Origin of the sequence: Pseudomonas quebecensis, assembly GCF_026410085.1 — a bacterium.
GTDB classification, from domain to species: domain Bacteria; phylum Pseudomonadota; class Gammaproteobacteria; order Pseudomonadales; family Pseudomonadaceae; genus Aquipseudomonas; species Aquipseudomonas quebecensis.
Window position 1 is genome coordinate 2239402 of record NZ_CP112866.1, and the last position, 15051, is coordinate 2254452.

Consider the following 15051-nt stretch of genomic DNA (forward strand, 5'->3'; position numbering starts at 1 on the left):
GTATATCGCGCCGTTACGACGCCAACGGCAGGAACCAGCGCTCGGCCAGGGCCTTGCCGATCAGGCCACGGTGCACGTTCACCACGGCCTGGGGGGTGTCAGCCTTGGCCAGCAGTGAGTAGTAGCTTTGCTTGCGCTGCTCCTTGGTTTTGAGGTGCGCGACGGTGTAATCGGCTTTGGGGGTGTCGGCATTGGCGTAGTGAAAGTGCGCGTACCACAACAGTTTTCCTTGCGGGTCTGTCAGCGCGTATTCCTGAATGAAATCCCGGCGCTCGCCACTCAGAGGCACGCGCTCGCCATACCGGGCCACACCGACCTGCTTTTGCTCGATCAGGTATTCAAGGTTTGCATGGGTGGGCGGTAGGTCCAGACACAGTTGCAGGCGCAGTTCGTCGCCCTTGGCCGTCAGCCGAGCGCCGGCTTCGAGCAGGTGCGTTACCAATGCCCGATCGGCGTTATTGCGGTCTTTTTCAGGCAACGCCTGGATGGCCTGATCCAGCTCCGTGGCGAGGCTGTTGAAGCGGTCGCTTTGATGCTGCATGAACTCCTGCACTTCTTCAGGGTGTCGGGAAATTCTGCGGTACTCGTTGCCGCGGCGCAGGTGCTCGTCCAGCGTGGCCAGCAGCTTGCGAGCCTCGCCCTTGACCAGGTTAAGGCTGCGCACGGCGGACGGTGGGCGCGCAGCAGCGGGCTGCAGGATTTCATCCCACACCTCACCTTTCTGCGAGTACATGCTCAGCAATTGATCGTTGTCTTCGGACCTGACCTCGACGACCTCTATCGGCAAGGTGCTTCCCGCCGGTTTCAGGTCGCCGATAAACGTGCCTTTCTTGCGCGTCCTGATGACTTTTTTCTGGGGCCTTCCTGGTGCGGTCGGAGGGCGTCCGGGCCGGCGTTCGCGCGGTTGGGCGACGGGTTTGATTTCGTCGGCCAGTCTGCGGGTGACATCCAGGTACAGCGCCTCAATCAATTTGAAAAGCCGGTTCGAATACGGTCTATCAGGGGCCTGCACGGCCACGATGCCTAGCCCCTGCAAGGCGTCCAACGCTCGGCCGTAGTGTTCGACCAGGCTGTCCAATACGCTCACCCGGTCACCGGCAGTCAACTCCAGGGTGTTGAGCTCGCTATGGGTACGCACGTGTTGCGACAGCGGTGACACGATGGCGTCCAAAGCCTGAAACGCCGGCGCATCTTCTTTGATGACCTGCAGCTTGAGCGTGCGAATCTGCAGGTCCTGGATTGCCAGCGCACTGATCTCTTGCGGCCGACCTTCCGTCAACCGCGTAAATGCTTGCGCACCAGGGGTTCCCTGGCCGAGCAGTTCGTTGAGGTGACGGTCCTTGGCTTGCAGCCAGTGGATCGAGCGTTCATTGATGTCCAGCAATGCCTTGATGAACTGTTCATGGCCTTCGGGATCGAGCATCACCGCCAGATCGAATTCGGCGCCCTGGACGGTGAATTTGCTGTTCGCCCTGTAGAGCGCTTGCCGGTCGGCTTCGGCGACCACCACCAGCTTTCGTGCGTTGTTGACGCTGTTTTCCAGGAGTACCGCCACTGTTTGCGCTGACAAGGGGATGTCCAGCTCCCGCCTTTCCTGTGCAGCTTCGAGAATCTTTTGGTACGAACGGGTTTGTTGTTCCAGGGCGGTTTCGAAGCGCCTGCGCGTATCGGCACGCTGTGCATCGGTGTATCGCGTGTCTTGCTGCGCACTTTCCATGACCGCCTGGGCGACCTCGACTGTCCGGTTCTGCGTGGCCTGCTGACCCAGGAACTGCGCGTAGTCGGCTTCAAGCTCGGTGACTCTCTGAGCCTTGCGTCGGCGTTGCTCGGCAATACGTCTGGGCGGCATGCCGCCGCGCAGGCGTAGGCGGGTATCGAGGGTCCAGGTGCCCTGGCCGTCGGTACGCAGGTGCGGGCCGCGACGCGCGGAATCGAGCGAGTCGACGATGATCACCGCGCCGTTCCCAGGTTCGAGTTCCACCTGATACCACTGGCCGTCTACCAGGGCGTGCCAGAGGTTGTCGACCACATACAGGCCCTTGCGCGGCCCGTGCAATATCGGGGCAGGCAACACCCGTGGGCGCTGCGCCTTGTAGCCGGCCAGGCGCGCGCGTTGGCTGGCCGTCAAGCGCTGCCGCGCGTGGGCGAAGCTGAAGTCCAGCGGCGCAGTGTCGGCGCCGAGCAATACGCCGGGCAATGCCACCGCGCCTTGATGAATATGGGGCGCAGCTGGAACGGGCCATTGCTCGGCAGCATGCGGCGGCGGCGGCAGGGAGGACTTGCGCGGGGTACCTGTGGCGACATGCGCCACCGTCGGCAATGGCGGGCCCTCCAGCAAGGCCAGGCCCAGGTTGAGCAGCAGGTCGACCGTGGCCAGTTCCCGGACCTGCGGGTCCGTGGATTCCTGGCCCTGGACGTCGTGTTCAAGGCCTGCGTACAGCGTGGCCAGCCAGGCGGTCAGCAGCAGCGGGCCGCGCAGTAAGGGGTACAACACGCTGCCGAACAGCAACCCACCGCCCTCAAGCAGTACTTGCCAACGGCTTTCGCTGTTGGACACCGATGTGCGATCAGCCTGGGCCACAAGCGCCTGGGCATTGCTGCTGTACAGGTACTGCATCAAGCGGCCGGTGAGCAGGCACTGGTGCAACTCGTCGTTCAGGCCATCGACCGACAACGTGGCAGGCTCCGGCGTGCGCACAGGGCTGAATTCATCGCCCTGGCCAAAGCGCAGGTAATGCGGCTCATGAAATCCATTGTTGGCGTAGATCGGCCGCGCGGAGTCGTCCAGCCAGAGCAAAACGCTCGATTGCAACTCTCCCGGTTCGGCAATGGCGTCGAACAAGGCCGCGCGGCTGTGAAACTCCCGAAGCGGTTCTCGGTACAGCGGTCGATACAGGATATGCGGCCCATCCTCGATGTTACGGGCTTCGATGATGTACATGTTCGCCACCTGGTCCGAATGGGCGCCAGGGTGGCTGGACAAGGCCAGATGGCGAATCACGATGTCCTGCTGGTCGGCGACGTCCCTGGCCGTCAGCGCCGCCACGCGTCGGGCGCCGGCGCGGGTCATGCCGCTGGCGTGTTGCAGGCTCAGTTCCAGGGCCAGCATCGGCAGCTGTACCGACACCTGATCGGCGAACAATACTTCGCGTTCGCGGGCTTGCTCATCGTCGCCGAGCAGTTGGGTCTGCAGTAGCCCGGGATAATGCCGGCCGATGTCGACACGTTCGATCAGCCCACCGCTTCCCGTGACATAGTCGGGCGTGAGCCAGGACGGCAGCGGCAGGCCCTGGCGGTGGTTAATGCGCATCTGGCCCTTGGGGCGGCTGGACAGGTTATTGACTGCCAGCTCGGTGAGGCCCATGCGTTCGTGCTGGATGACGCCTACGGTGCCTGGATAGCCGGCGGCGACGCTGAAGGTCAGCTCAAGTTGGTCGGGGTCCAGCGCCGAGGCTTCGGCGGGCGAGTTGAAGCGCAGTGCATCGCGGCGCAGCTCGTTTCGCAGGTTGTCGGCGGTGAACGTCTTGATATCTTTGATGCCGCTGAGGAAAGTACGCCCGCCCGCGCGTTGTTTTGCGCTGGCCAAGGTCAGGCTATAGCGACCGTACTCGGCCTTGGTGGCGCTGTCGGCGTCCTGCAACCAGGCCGGCAGTTGGGGGCGCAAGGTCGTGAGAAGGTCGGGCGCGATGGTCGGCGAGTCGGCAAAGAACTGCGCTGGATCGACGATCCGTCGGTATTCTGCCTGCAAGGCTGCAAACCCCTGGGTGGCGGGCAGGGACAGGGCGCCCAGTTGTTCCAATTGCCGGTTGAGGAGCAGGGCGGCCTCGTGATCGAAGGCGTTGGCGTCCGGCTCATAACGGCGGATGAGGATATCATCGACGCGGTAGCCCGCGCCCTGGCGTTGGCCCCAGGCCTGGGTCAACGCGTCCATCGAGGTGAATGCCTCGATCTGCCCGCCGGGGTTGCACAGCAGCACGGTGGACGTGCCGTGGCTGGGGCGCGTCAGCACCAGCTCCGGCCCCAGTACGGTGACGCTTCGGCCAGCGCTGCGCAGGGTGGCTTCCAGGCAATAGGCAAACACCGCCTGGGCGCCATGACGGGCGCTGCGCTGTTCACGATCGGGCGTGCCGATGAACTGGTCGAGCATGTCCCGAGCCTGGTCATCCAGGTCGGTGCGACGCAGGGCGGCGATTCTCAACGTGTCCATCAGCATGTCCGCCAGCCAGCGCCAGCGGTCGTCTCTGCTGTCGTCGCGCCAATAGTCGCCTATGGCGTTCTGTAAGCCGATCGGCAGGGTCTCGTTCAGCTCCTTGATGAGGCCTTCGATCACCTTCATGTCTATGCGCGTTGCGGTGGTGCCGGGCAGTTTCAACTGGCGTGGAGGGTTGTCGGTCAGGTAATAACCGAGGTTGCCGATATCGCTGAAGTCCAGATTGACGACGCCGCCCAGGTAGTCATGCACCACTGACAGCAGCGGACGGAAAAACCATTGTTTGCCGTTCGGGGTCGCCAGTTGAGTCGCGGCCAGATCCAATCTCAGCGACGGATAGCGCTGGCCAATGGCGGTGGCGAGCTGGTGTTGAATCACCTGCTCAAGGGTCGGAAGACCGGCGAACTCGCGTGCGACCGCCAGGGCTGGGGTATTCACCCCGGCAGGCAAGGCGGAAGGAGGACTGAAGAGCGCAGCGGGGCTTGAGTCGGGCATGTGTATTCCATGGCGGCATGAGGAGTTGTGCCGAGGATGCCAAAGCGGCCGCGCAGGGGACCCATAACCGGGTACCTCAACCACACAAAACCCGCAAAGCCGCAGCGGATTAGCCTATCATCAGCGGTTTTCTTGACTGATGAATGATCCCGATGACTGCTTCCAGCCTGCCCGCTGAACTTCACACTGCCGACATGCTCGAAATCGATGGCTTGCATGCCTTTGACTTCACCTTCGACGAGAACGGCCTGCGCACCACCTGCATGGACGGCCGCGCCGAAAAGCGCTGGTCGTTCAGCCAGGCGCAGGTGCAGAGCGCCGCTTTTGACGACAACTTGCAAAGCTGGACCCTCACCGGTGAGTCGGGCGAACACCGCCTGGTGTGCATGAGCGCCTTCACCGGCAACAATAACGACGAGGAAGACGAGCATGATGATGCGTAGATTCTGGCCGCTGCTGATGGCCGGCAGTGTTGGTGCGATGTCGGTGCAGGCAGCACCGGCGGACACCTATGAACTGTTGGTGGGCAGCTACACCGCCGGCACCAGCGAAGGCATTTACCGCCTGCAATTCGACAGTCGTACCGGGCAGTTCCAAGGCAAACCGGTGCTGGCGGCCAAGGCGGACAACCCGTCGTGGTTGACCGTATCCAAGGACCAGAAGCATCTGTTTGTGGTCAATGAAAATGGTCCGGGCCAGAAAGATGCGGTGGGGCGCGTGAGCAGCTACGCGATCGACCCGAAAAATCACCAGCTCACCCTGGTCAATCAGGTGCAGAGCCTGGGTAACGAACCGACCCATTCCAGCGTGGCGGCGGACGGGCGTTACCTGTTTGTCGCCAACTATTCGGTGGTGGAAGACCCGGGCGGCAGCCTGGCGATCCTGCCGGTGGACGCCGGCGGCAAGTTGTCGACGCCGGTGCAGTTGAGCGGGCACCCGGCCAGCCGCGTGAACCCTGAACGCCAGGCCTCCAACCACGTGCATTCGGTGGTCTCATCGCCAGATGGCAAGTACGTGTTCGTTCAGGACCTGGGAGCGGACAAGCTGTTCGCCTACCGGTATGACCCGACGACCAACCACGAATTGCCATTGACCCCGGCCAATCCGGCGTCGGTGCAGCTGCCGCCGGGCAGCGGCCCGCGTCACCTGCTGTTCAGCGCGGACGGCAAACACGCCTGGTTGACCACCGAGATGAGCGCCCAGGTCGCGGTGTTCGATTACAACGACGGCAAGCTGACCCAGACCCAACTGGTCGACTACGCCGCCGGGCAGCCGGTGTCCGACAAGGCCGGCGCGGCGTTGCATGCCTCCAGCGACGGCAAGTTCCTGTATGTGAGTAATCGCGGCACCGCCAACCAGATCATCGTATTTGGCGTGGACCCGGCCACCGCGCACCTCAAGGAGCTGCAGCGTCGCAGTGTGGAAGGCGACCATCCGCGCGAGTTCACCCTCGACCCGAGCGGCAAGTTCCTGTTGATCGCCAACCAGAAGAGCAATGAAATCGTAGTGATCGAGCGCGACCTCAAAACCGGCCTGCTGGGTAAAACCGTGCAGAAATTGCCGATCGATGCACCCAGTGACCTTAAGTTCCTGCTGCGTCAATAAGCCACAGGCCCCGTTCAGCGGGGCCTGAGCCTGTGTATTAATTGTATTAATAGCGGCTAATGTTTCAAAGCATTTCTAAGGCGCGGCCCTCGGGCGTACGTTTGGTTCCAAGGCCACCCCGGCCACACCACCAAACGTACACGAGGGTTACCGCCATGAACTTCAATCTGTTCTCCGTCATCGCCGCTTCCGCTGTTTCCGCCACCGTCGCCTTGCCGGCCGCCGCCAGCGTGGAAGTCACCAGCCGCACCTCCAGCACCAGCGCCTATACCCAGAAATACCTGCAGCAAAGCGCCAACTTCTATGCAGCCCTGGATCATAAAACCCAGCACTGAGCACGTCAGGCCACGCCTTTTGATCGTTCCCACGCTCTGCGTGGTAACGCCTCTTGGGACGCTCCGCGTCCCGCCCAGCGCCGCAAGCTCAGGCTACTGCGCACAGGCGACGCGGAGCGTCACGGGCTGCATTCCCACGCGGGAGCGTGGGAACGATCTGTGCCGTGTTTGATCGTTCCCACGCTCTGCGTGGTAACGCCTCCTCGGACGCTCCGCGTCCCGCCAAGCGCCGCAAGCTCAGGCTACCGCGCACAGGCGACGCGGAGCGTCACGGGCTGCATTCCCACGCGGGAGCGTGGGAACGATCTGTGTCGTGTTTGATCGTTCCCACGCTCTGCGTGGTAACGCCTCCTGGGACGCTCCGCGTCCCGCCAAGCGCCGCAAGCTCAGGCTACTGCGCACAGGCGACGCGGAGCGTCACGGGCTGTATTCCCACGCGGGAGCGTGGGAACGATCTGTGCCGTGTTTGATCGTTCCCACGCTCTGCGTGGTACGCCTCCTGGGACGCTCCGCGTCCCGCCCAGCGCCGCAAGCTCAGGCTACTGCGCACAGGCGACGCGGAGCGTCACGAGCTGCATTCCCACGCGGGAACGATCTGTGTCGTGTTTGATCGTTCCCACGCTCTGCGTGGTAACGCCTCCTGGGACGCTCCGCGTCCCGCCCAGCACCGCAAACTTAGGCTACCGCGCACAGGCGACGCGGAGCGTCACGGGCTGCATTCCCACGCGGGAACGTGGGAACGATCTGTGCCTTGTTGGACACAGGACCCAAGCGCTCAAGGCTTGGCCATCACCGCCATGAACGACGGGGATTGCACAAAGCGTGTCAGCCAGTCCTGTAGCCGGTGATACGCAGTGCCTGCAAACCACTCCCGATCTACGTGGGCAAACTGGCGTACAAAGGGCGCCAGTGCCACATCGACAAGGCTCAGATGATCGGCCAGCAAATAATCTCGCTGCGCCAGCAATCCCTCCAGCTTTTGCAGGAACACCTCACCCTCGGCCCGATAAAACGCCTTGGGCTGCTCCGGGTAGCGTTCGGCGTATTTGTATCGATTCAAGTGATACTTGAATCGCTCGTCATTCTCGGCGATCAACGCCAGCACCGCCGGGTCACCGCCCAGTCGCCAGTCCTCGGGGTCGTGCCGGGCCAGGGCCCATTGCATGATCGCCAGGCTTTCATCAATCACCTGGCCGTCCACGCTCAGCACCGGCACGGTGCCTTTGGGCGACAATGCCAGCATTTCGGCCGGCTTGGCCTTGAGGCTCACCTCGACGATGCGTACCGGCACGCCGCTGTAGCGCAGTGCCAATCGCGCGCGCATGGCGTAGGGGCAGCGGCGGAACGAGTACAGCAGCGCTTGGCTCATTTGACCTCCAACGTACTCAGGCCGTTGCCCTGGCGCTTGACCTGGATCTGTACCGGGATGCGCTCGTGCATTTCCTGTACGTGGGAAATCACGGCGACTTTGCGGCCCTGGGCCTGCAAGCCATCCAACGCATCCATCGCCAATTGCAGGGATTCGGGGTCGAGGCTGCCGAAGCCTTCATCGATAAACAGCGATTCGATCTTCAGCGTACTGGACGCCATCGACGCCAGCCCCAGGGCCAATGCCAGCGACACCAGGAACGTCTCCCCGCCGGACAACGAATGCACCGAGCGCAGTTCGTCGCCCATTTCCGTGTCCATCACCAACAGGCCCAACATGCTGCCGCCGCGCTTGAGGCGATAGCGGCGCACCAGTTGACGCAGTTGCACATTGGCGTGGTGCACCAGCAGGTCGAGGTTATAGGCCTGGGCGATCTTGCGGAATGTATCGCCGCTCGCCGAACCGATCAGTGCATTCAGGCGTGCCCAGCGCTGCCACTCGTCATAGGCTGTGGCGATCTCATGGGCCAGGGCGCTGTTGGCGTCCTGGCGACGCTGGTCCTCGGCCTGGCGCGCGCGCAGTTCGGCCACCTGTTTCTCGCCCTCGGCCAATTGCTGGTTGAGGGCGGCGAGGGTGCTGTCCAGCTGTTCGGCTTCCAGGTTGCCGTTGTGCAGGGCCTGGTGTTCCGCCAGGCGCTGTTGGCGCTCTTGCAGCAGGACCTTGGCTTGTTCGACGGCTTTCTCGCTGTGCTGCAGTTGCTGGCGCAGCGCGTTGATGCGCGCCTCGTCGAAGGCCAGCAGACGCGTCAGGCCAGTGTCATCGAGTTCGGGGTGCAGCGCGCGCCATTCGTGGATACGGGCGTCGAGCGCTTGCTGTTCCGCGAGCAGTGCCTGTTGGCGTTCCTGTCGGGCCTTGAGGTCGGCGGCCAGTTGCACCAGCGCGTCACGCGTCTCTTGCAGTTGCTGGTTGGCGTCGGTTTCGCCTTGGCGTGCGTGTACGACGGCCTGGTCCAGTTGTTGCTGCCACTGTTCGGCGCTGGCGTGCTCGCCCAGCAGGTGGCTGAGTGTTTCCTGGGCGGCGTGCTGTCGACTGGTCAGTTCGCCGACCTGCTGGGCCAGTGCTTCAAGTTGCTGCCGGCGATGCTGCTGGTGGGTCTGTTGTTTCTCGATGGCCTGTTGGCGTTCCTGTTGCTCGGCCAGCTCATCGCGCTGATGGCCCAACTGTTCCAGGCGTTGGCTGACTTGCTGGTCCAACTGCATGAAGGTCGCCGCAGGTTCCTTGCGCAGGCCTTCCAGCGTCTCGGCCGGCAGAAGACTGGCGAAGGCACTGAGTTCTTCGTCGAGGCGTTCGCGGTCGCTGGACAGTTCGCGCTGTTGATCCACCAGCAACTGGCGGGCTTGCTGGCTGGCGTCCTGGGCCGCTTGCAATTGTTGCTGCAAGCGCCCGGCGTTTTGTTGCAGGTTGAGCAAGGCCGCCTGGCGTTGTTCGTCCTGGCTGATGTTTTGCGTCAGTTGGGCCAGTTGTTGAGCCAGCCAGGGGCTGCGGTTGGCGGCGTCCTGGTTGAACAGGGAAGTGGCCAGCGGATGTGCATCCAGGCTGGGTTGCAGCGCCTGTTGTTGCGCGGCCAACTGTTCCTGCTGTTGCAGAAATTCCTTTTGCTGCGCGATCAGCCCGCCGACTTCGCCACGCAGGTCGGTGAGTTTTTCCTTGAGGGTGTCGACGGCTTTCTGCGCGGTGGCCTCTTCGGTTTCGTCATGGCGGCCAAGGCTTTGCAGCAGCGCTTCGGGTTGGTGATACGGGTGCTCATGGCTGCCGCACACCGGGCAGGGCTGGTCGTCCTGTAACTGTCCGCGCAATTCTTCGACGCTGGCACTGCGCGCCAGGCGTTGGCGTTCGAGCAGGTGCTTGGTCACCGTCAATGTCTGCTCGGCCACCGTCAGTTCCGCTTTAGCTTGCAGGCCGCTCTGGTTGAGTCGCTCGCGCTGTTGTCGGGCATCGGCGAGTTTCTGTGTCAGCGCGGCAGCTTGCAGGTCCAGCTGTTGCCGGCTGTCCCAGAGGCGCGTCAGGTCTTCGAAGGCGCGCTGTTGCTTGCGATTGTCCTGCAACAGGCTGGCGAGCAGTTGAATCTGTTCGGCCACCGCATGGGGTTCTGCGCCGGCTTCCTGATACAGCAGGTCCAGCGATTGGCGTTGTGCGCTGAACGTTTCGGCAGCGCGGGTGGCGCGCTCCTCCAGTTGCGGCAGTTCGTCCTGGCCCTTTTTCAGGCGGTTACCAATCACCATCAGCTGTTGCAGGCGCTCGCGCTGGTAGGTCCAACCCTCACTCAAGGGTGCCAGGGCCGCACTGCGTTCCAGCTCGGCGCCCAGGCTTTGCAGGCGCTCGGCGACTTGAGCCTGCTTGTCCAGTAAGCCGTTGAGCAGGGCTTGGCCTTCGGTGCAGGCGGTTTGCTGCTGGAGGTGCTCGTCGGTGCGCTTGGCCAGGTCTTGGGTCAAGTGGGTGAGGGTGCTTTGTTCTTCGAAGGCCTGACGTAGCCGCGGGGCCGCGTCGCTCTGGTTCTTCAGGGCGTCAGCCAAGGCCGTTTGAGCGGCTGCCTGCTGGTGTTGAGCTTGCGCCTGGCGGGTCTGCAGCTCGCTCTGCTGTTGGATATGCTGCTGAATCTGCGCAGCCAAAGGTGTCAGCAGTGCGCTCAGTTCGGCCTGGCGTGCGAAGTGATGGCGTTGCGGCGCCAACTGCTCCAGGCGGAGCAGGTCCTGGCGTTGCTGGCTTTGACCGGCCCACTCGGCCTCGGCGCGTTGCAGTTGTTCGGTGGCGTTGAGTTGGCGTTCCTGCCACTCGCGCAATTCCTTGAGCCAGGTGTACTGCAACTCCAACTGCTTAAGTTGGGCCTGCCGGGTCTTGAGCTGCTGCTGGGCCTCGGCCAACTGTTGATCCAGTTCAGCGCGTGCTTCGCCAGTCAAAGGGACCACGCCGCTCGCTTGGTCCTGCAACTGCTTGTGCGCGTCCCTGGCTTCCTTGGCTTTGTCGAACGCGCGACGGCCGAGCTGGGTGTACAACGCAGTGTCGGTGAGCTTTTCCAGCAGTTCGCTGCGCTCGTTGTCATTGGCTTTGAGGAACGCGCTGAACTCACTCTGCGCCAGCAGCACGGCGCGGGTGAACTGTTCGAAGTTCAGCCCCAGGGCCAGTTCCAACTGGGTTTTGTATTCGGTTTTCTGGCTGGCCAGCAGTTGGTCACTGTCCAGGTCGATCAGGCTCTGACGGCTGTTCTGCAACTTGCCGCTGGCCTTGTCGCGGGCGCGGTTGGCCTCCCAGCGCGCACGATAGCGGCGGCCGCTGACACCGACGAAGTCCACCTCGGCATAGCCGCCGCCGGTGCCACGGCGGATCAGGGTGCGCGGGTCACCGATGGAAATATCACTGTCGGCATCCGGCATCTTCGCCTGGCCGGTGTCGCCCAGGCGTGGCACCGCACCAAACAGCGCCAGGCACAGCGCATCGAGCAAGGTGCTCTTGCCGGCGCCGGTGGGGCCGGTGATCGCGAACAACCCGGCACTGGCCAGGGGCTCGGCGGTAAAGTCGATCTCGAACGGGCCGGCCAGGGAGGCCAGGTTTTTCAGGCGAATGGCGAGAATCTTCATGGTTGCTCCTCCTGCTGCACTTCCTGGAGCAGCACGGCGAAGTCCTGCAAAGTCTGTTCATCCACTTCGCTGCCGTAGCTGTCCTGCCAGGCGCGGCTGAACAGCTCCTGGGGCGTGAGCTGGTCGAGTTCGATCAGGCGCTCATCGTCGGTGTCGTCGCCGCCGCGCTTGCCCGCGTACTCGGCAGCAATGCGCACCAGACGCACGGCCTTGCCTTGCAGGGCGCTTTCGATTTGCTGGCGCAGGTCCGGTTGCGGCTCGTCGAGGCGCACGCGCACTTCGAGCCAGGGGTGGCGCTGGGTTTCGGCGAGCAGGTCGATGTCGGGCAGGTTGGCGAGTTGTTTGAGGATGTCCGCCAACGGCGCGGCCTCCAGGCGTTGCAGGTCGACCGAACGGGGAATCAGGATCGGTTCGACACTCACCAGGCATTGGCCCTGGAAGGTGACGTCGAGTATCTGATGCTTATAGCCAATCTCCGAAAATGACAACGGAATCGGCGAGCCGCTGTAGCGAATGCGCTCTTCGCCATTGACCTTTTGCGGCTTGTGCAAATGGCCGAGGGCAACATAGCCGACACTGTTATCGAACAGGCTGGCGGGCAGCGCTTCGGCATTGCCGATGATCAGGCTGCGCTCGGAGTCTTCCGAGACCGAACCGCCGGCCATGTGCGCATGGCTGATGGCGATCAGCGCCTGGCCTTTTTTGCGCTTGGCGTTGGCGGCCGCGATCAGCCATTCATGCACCTGGCCGATCCCGCGCAGGTAGTCGTCGCCCAGGTGCGCACCGGTGACTTCCGCCGGGCGCAAAAACGGCAAGGCCAGACACCAGGCGGCGATCTTGCCTTTGGCGTTCGGCAGCGGGATCAGCAGGCGCTCGGCGTCCAGTTGCCCGTCATCCAGCCACAGCACGCGGCCCAATGCATGGGTGTGCAAACGCCGCATCAACGGCGCGGGCAGTTCGATGCGCGAGCCGGAGTCGTGGTTGCCGGCGATCATCACGATGGTCAGGTTGGGGTTTTGTTCATGGGCGCTGATGATGAAGTCATACAGCCGCTCCTGGGCCTTGAGCGGCGGGTTGACCGTGTCGAAGATATCGCCGGCGATCAGCAACGCCTCCGGGCTATGGGCTTTGAGTTGGCCCAGCAGCCACTCAAGGAAACAGGCGTGCTCGAAGTCGCGGTCCTGGCCGTGGAGGTTTTGGCCCAGGTGCCAGTCGGAGGTGTGGAACAGACGCAAGGCGGACTCCAGAAACTCTAGTCAATGACCGCCGCAGGCATGAACGACGGTGAAAAATGCAGAGTTTACCTAGATGAGCGGCGTCTTGCGCGCAAACCGAACAGGGAGCGAGGTGCGCGCTCCGTGTTGGTTGGCTTTACCGGACGACACAGGTGGTCAAGCGCCGCCAGGGTTTGGAATAGCCTTCCGGCACCCAGTTCAGGTCGGGGCGCGCGCCCTGCGACCAGTGCAGGCCCCTATAGTCGTAGCCGTCATAAGAGACTTCGTCGTTGAGCACATACTCCTGGGTGGCCTGCCACAAGGGCTTGCATGTCGGCAATGACTGCGCAGTGACGGAGACTTCATGAATGGCGCCGGCGCTGCGCCCATGGCGATCGGTAACAACCAGCGTGATCATGTGGTTGCCCGGGCTGGCGGGTGCCCGAAATATCGGATGAGCCTGCGTCGATGTAGCGGGTGTGAAACCCGTGGCTGTCCACGCGTAGGTCAATTGTTCGCCGCTGGAATCATTGCTGGACAGAGGCAGGGCCATGTTCACCAGCACCTCGCGTGCGCCGCTGATCTTCGCGATGGGCGGTGGGGTGGTCGGTGCGGCGAGAATCGTTACCGGGGCCAAGCGCTCCAGCTCATAGGGGCCGGCCTTGAGCACCACTTTGATGGTGGTAGGGGTGTCTTTGAGGACCGTCGCCGCGGTATACACGCCCTGGGGACGATTCCCTATGCTGCCTTCGTACATGCCGGCGGTTCTGCTCCAGGCATAGCTCAATGGCAGGCCGGTGGGACTCTGCGCATCGACGCGGATCGGTAATTTACCGCCGGACGGGACTGCCGGCTGGATTTTCAGGGTGGCGGTGATCGGTGGCGGGGCGGGCCGGACCTTGATCGTTGCGTTCAGGCGTGTGGTGCCGTAGGTGCCTGAGACATCCACCGAAATGGGGTAGTGGGTGTCTTGCGCAACGTCTGGCGCTGTGAGGGTGAGCGAAGCCGTCGTACCCTCGCTGGGGATGAAGCCGGCGGCTGTCCAGTGGTAGCGCAACGGGTTGCGACGTGAGTCGGCGGCGATGACCCTGACCAGAAAGGTTTGATTGGCATCGACCTCCCGCGGCACACGCAGCTGGGCGGCGGGCGGCTCGCCAATAAAGGGCGGGTAAAAGTTTGCCAGCGTGTCCCGTCGCAGGTTGATGACGCGTGCGCTGTTATTGATCTTTGCCACGCCCATGGGCAAGCCGCCGTAGGTGTGATCGGGGTTGGACCAGTAGTTCACCCTTGGGCACTGAACAGGCGACAGGCACTCTTATGACATGATCGTGCGCCAGAAGGGCGGCTGGGTGGTTTGCCGGTAGCCGAAGCCGTCGCCATGGACGCCTGCCGGCACGTCTGAGTTATGACTCAGCCCGAAGTTGTGGCCCATCTCATGGGCAAAGACGTAGGTACCGGTCGGGCAGCTTAAAACACTGAATGCATACGCTTTGGGTGCGTTCACATACGCCAATCCGCACAGTCCCCTGGCGTTGGTAACCAACACTACCAGGTCGGCTTTTTGCTGTTCGCGCAAAGCATGCACGGGTGCGCCGAGGGTGGCGTCTGTGGGGTCCCGCAGGCTTTTCAACATCGCGTCATAGCCATCCGCGCCAGAAATATCGTCGTAGTCGAGGTGATAAACCCCCGCGCTCTGGAAAGACACCGGCACTTCGCTGAGGGTCATGCCACGGTTGGCCTCGGCGAACATCAGCGTTGCGAGCCCGTCCATGTCCGGCCACGCCGTCCTGGCGCCGTTGGTGAATACCAGCATCACGCGCACCGTGCTCAGCGGGCTGGCAGCTTCTTTCGAGGGGCGGGTACCCCGTGTTTTGGCCCCCTGCTTGCCGGTGCGCCCGGCGGGCCGTTCGGCATCGCCCGGGTAGCGGGTTTCGTCCACCTTGACGATCACGTGTCTGCCATCGCCTATCGGCATCAGCAGGTAGAGCTGGCCCTTATAACGAATTGAACCGGTGATGTTGTCGTCGTGACGTGCCAGCGTCACGGTATTAAGGCCATCTTCGGGCACTTCTTTATGGGCGGTAGAGGCCTGCCGGGCGTGGCTGCGCTGGTCCGGCAGGCGCGCATGCCAGACCAGCATGCCCGGCTTCTGGCGGTACGATTCAACCCTGTCGGCGACCACAACCAC

The 15051-nt window shown here is 63.1% G+C and carries 9 protein-coding genes; 3 read left to right on the forward strand and 6 right to left on the reverse strand.

The features are described from left to right. Positions 1-13: 13 nt before the first annotated feature. Entirely contained in the window at positions 14-4705 is a 4692-nt protein-coding gene (locus OSC50_RS10485) for a dermonecrotic toxin domain-containing protein (protein WP_266247922.1), read from the reverse strand. A gap of 152 nt (positions 4706-4857) precedes the next feature. Here OSC50_RS10485 and OSC50_RS10490 point away from each other — a divergent pair, with 152 nt between their 5' ends. The 3 genes from OSC50_RS10490 to OSC50_RS10500 all read left to right on the forward strand — a co-directional run bounded on the left by OSC50_RS10490 (position 4858) and on the right by OSC50_RS10500 (position 6645). Then, the gene (locus OSC50_RS10490; protein WP_266247924.1) at positions 4858-5148 is read left to right on the forward strand and encodes a DUF5629 family protein; all 291 of its coding nucleotides are present in this window, start codon (positions 4858-4860) and stop codon (positions 5146-5148) included. Beyond that, positions 5135-6310, forward strand: a complete 1176-nt coding sequence (locus OSC50_RS10495; protein ID WP_181076954.1) for a lactonase family protein — start codon at positions 5135-5137, stop codon at positions 6308-6310. The genes OSC50_RS10490 and OSC50_RS10495 overlap by 14 nt, the downstream gene beginning before the upstream one ends. Positions 6311-6465: 155 nt before the next feature. Next, positions 6466-6645: a hypothetical protein gene (locus OSC50_RS10500; protein ID WP_181076955.1), complete on the forward strand. Its 180-nt coding sequence runs from the start codon at positions 6466-6468 to the stop codon at positions 6643-6645. Between the two features lie 775 nt (positions 6646-7420). On the opposite strand, the gene OSC50_RS10505 is transcribed toward OSC50_RS10500, so the two are convergent. The 5 genes from OSC50_RS10505 to OSC50_RS10525 form a co-directional block, all read right to left on the reverse strand. Beyond that, positions 7421-8014, reverse strand: coding sequence for a glutathione S-transferase (locus OSC50_RS10505; protein ID WP_266247925.1), 594 nt, complete (start codon positions 8012-8014; stop codon positions 7421-7423). Next, the gene (locus OSC50_RS10510) at positions 8011-11649 is read right to left on the reverse strand and encodes an AAA family ATPase (RefSeq protein ID WP_266247927.1); all 3639 of its coding nucleotides are present in this window, start codon (positions 11647-11649) and stop codon (positions 8011-8013) included. Before OSC50_RS10510 ends, OSC50_RS10505 begins: the two co-directional genes overlap by 4 nt. Then, the gene (locus OSC50_RS10515) at positions 11646-12884 is read right to left on the reverse strand and encodes an exonuclease SbcCD subunit D C-terminal domain-containing protein (RefSeq protein WP_266247928.1); all 1239 of its coding nucleotides are present in this window, start codon (positions 12882-12884) and stop codon (positions 11646-11648) included. Before OSC50_RS10515 ends, OSC50_RS10510 begins: the two co-directional genes overlap by 4 nt. A gap of 136 nt (positions 12885-13020) precedes the next feature. Beyond that, entirely contained in the window at positions 13021-14148 is a 1128-nt protein-coding gene (locus OSC50_RS10520; protein ID WP_266247929.1) for a hypothetical protein, read from the reverse strand. 30 nt (positions 14149-14178) lie between these two features. After that, positions 14179-15051 carry a M12 family metallo-peptidase gene (locus OSC50_RS10525; RefSeq protein ID WP_266247931.1) on the reverse strand — a complete coding sequence of 291 codons (873 nt, stop codon included), beginning with the start codon at positions 15049-15051 and terminating at the stop codon, positions 14179-14181.

Coding starts and splice junctions, on each gene's coding strand:
- OSC50_RS10485 (WP_266247922.1), bottom strand. CDS start 4,705: ATGCCCGACTCAAGCCCCGCTGCGCTCTTCAGTCCTCCTTCCGCCTTG.
- OSC50_RS10490 (WP_266247924.1), top strand. CDS start 4,858: ATGACTGCTTCCAGCCTGCCCGCTGAACTTCACACTGCCGACATGCTC.
- OSC50_RS10495 (WP_181076954.1), top strand. CDS start 5,135: ATGATGATGCGTAGATTCTGGCCGCTGCTGATGGCCGGCAGTGTTGGT.
- OSC50_RS10500 (WP_181076955.1), top strand. CDS start 6,466: ATGAACTTCAATCTGTTCTCCGTCATCGCCGCTTCCGCTGTTTCCGCC.
- OSC50_RS10505 (WP_266247925.1), bottom strand. CDS start 8,014: ATGAGCCAAGCGCTGCTGTACTCGTTCCGCCGCTGCCCCTACGCCATG.
- OSC50_RS10510 (WP_266247927.1), bottom strand. CDS start 11,649: ATGAAGATTCTCGCCATTCGCCTGAAAAACCTGGCCTCCCTGGCCGGC.